This is a genomic window from Nocardiopsis sp. TNDT3 (assembly GCF_003427465.1).
Classification (GTDB): domain Bacteria; phylum Actinomycetota; class Actinomycetes; order Streptosporangiales; family Streptosporangiaceae; genus Nocardiopsis; species Nocardiopsis dassonvillei.
Genome location: NZ_QPFC01001266.1, coordinates 1 through 1998 on the forward strand (window position 1 = coordinate 1; position 1998 = coordinate 1998).

Here is a 1998-nt window from a genome sequence, read left to right on the forward strand (position 1 = left end):
GGCTCAGCCCCACCGCTCCCGTGCGGCTGAGCCGGGTGGTGGCGGTGGCCAAGGCGTACGGCCCGGCGCGGGGACTGGCCCTGCTGGACGACCTCGACCGACGCTTCGGGCTCGGCCGGGACCCCCTGACCCGGCAGCGCGAACGCGCGGTGCGCGCTCACCTGCTGGAGAGGACCGGGGAGGGGGAGGGCGCGGCGGCGCTGTACCGGGAGGCGGCCTCCCTGACCGGCAACCGGGTCGAGCGGCGGTTCCTGCTGGACCGCGCCGACCGCCTCGGTTGAGGGGCGGGGCCGTGGCCCTGTCCGATCGGGTTGGCCGCTGATGCTCCCGCCGGAAGGGTGTCCGGTCCCGGGGGCGCGGCCCCAGTCCTGTGCTCACAGGTGTTCCGCACTCACGGGCAATGGTTGCGATCTACGCCGTAAAGACAGTGGTTCATCACGCCCCTCCGAAGCCCGATCCCTCCCCTCACAGCGCACACCGATGGGAACGGGCTCCGATGCTGACGCCGTGGTGCGGTGACGGCTTCCACCCGGAGGGTGCGGGCCCCGGCCGCGCAGGCGGCCGGGGCCCGCTTCCGCGGCACCGTCAGGGGTTGGAGTACATCTGCACCACGACGCGGTCGAAACGGCGCGCCTTGAGGTCCTCACGGGTGATGGTCCAGTACAGGATCCCCATCGGCACCCCGACCCACTGCGCGAGCAGGACCCAGTCCTCAGGGCTGGACCACTGCTCGCCCTCCTCCGGGAACGCCGAGGCGCGCGCCGGGTCCCCGTAGCCGTCGAAGTCCGCGGCGTAGCCGCCGATCTGCCACTCGCCGCCCCCGTCGGTCTGCTCGGACCAGACCTCCTGCAACGTCTCCGCGTGGGGGTGCAGGGCGAGGTCCCCGTCCTCGACGGGGCAGGAGGGCAGCCCCACGCCGGGGACCAGCCGCAGGTCACCGGTGCGCCGCAGCTCCTCGTCCAGGGCCTCGGGGGAGTCGTACTCGTAGGGCTCGTAGCTCGGTGAGGACTCCCGCTCCTCCACCGGCGTCCCCGCCGGTACGTACGCGGCGCCGCCCGGGATGACGAACTCGTCCAACTCGACGTTCGCGAACAGGAGCAGGTGGCCGTCGGGCGGTAGCGGGATGTCGGTGGCCTCCGGCGGGATCGCGGCCAGGTCGAGCGTCGCGATGAGCTGGTGATCGTCGCGGTTGCCGGGGTCGTCGTCCCACACCGTGCCCGGGGTGGGCGCGTCCGGCGGGAGCATCAGCGGGCTGCCGAGCCTGCCGACGACCGTGCCGCCGCCGTCGCGCGCCGTCCGCAGCTTCGGGCGGGCCAGCCCGAGCCACCGGTCCACGTCGTCCGCCGGAACCCCCTTGTCGAGCGCCTGCTCCCGGAACCGGTCCAGCCAGGAGAGCACCGACGCGGGCAGGGCCCTCACCGACGGGTGCAGCACCCCCGCGCCGAACTCCCAGCCGGGCTCCGGCGCCACCACGCCCGGCTCACCCAGCCCCGCGAGCCACTCCGCTGCGGACGACCGCGTCCGGGCGTCGGCGTCCGACAGCGCGGCCGCCGCTGCCGCCCGGGCGTCCGGGTGGTCGCCGAGCACGCGCCGGGCCGCCAGCCGGTGGCGGTTCGCGCCGAGCGCGAGCGAGGTCAGGCGCGGGACCAGAGCCTCGGGGGCGGCCGGGAAGCGTTCGAGGACGGTCAGGATCATCGTCCTCGTGTCCACGGCGGGCTGGTCCGGGTGCCGCCTCCCGTCGCCGCCGTCGAGGTACTCGTCCGCCAGGTCCAGGCGCTCGGCGAACAGGGGCCACCAGCGCTCGGCGTCCTCCGGGGTGAGGAAGGCGCCGATCCTGCGTCCGCGGGAGTCCGTGCGGGTGACCAGGAGCGAGGCGGTCCGCCGGTCCGCGTCGGACATCCCGGCGGCGCGGAACGCGTCCCGCAGGGCGCGGACGTCGGGCATCAGCGCCACCCTCCCCTCGACGCCGTTCCAGGAACGGTCCCCGTCGGACCCGCC

The 1998-nt window shown here is 75.2% G+C and carries 1 protein-coding gene and 1 pseudogene; one reads left to right on the top strand and one right to left on the bottom strand.

What is annotated here, in order from left to right; genetic code table 11:
• Positions 1–281, top strand: a pseudogene (locus DQW06_RS26660) (RNA polymerase sigma factor); the annotation flags it as partial.
• 304 nt (positions 282–585) lie between these two features.
• Here DQW06_RS26660 and DQW06_RS29330 read toward each other — a convergent pair.
• Positions 586–1998 (bottom strand): DUF1963 domain-containing protein (locus DQW06_RS29330; protein WP_198662556.1); only part of this gene is annotated, 1413 nt, incomplete at its 5' end.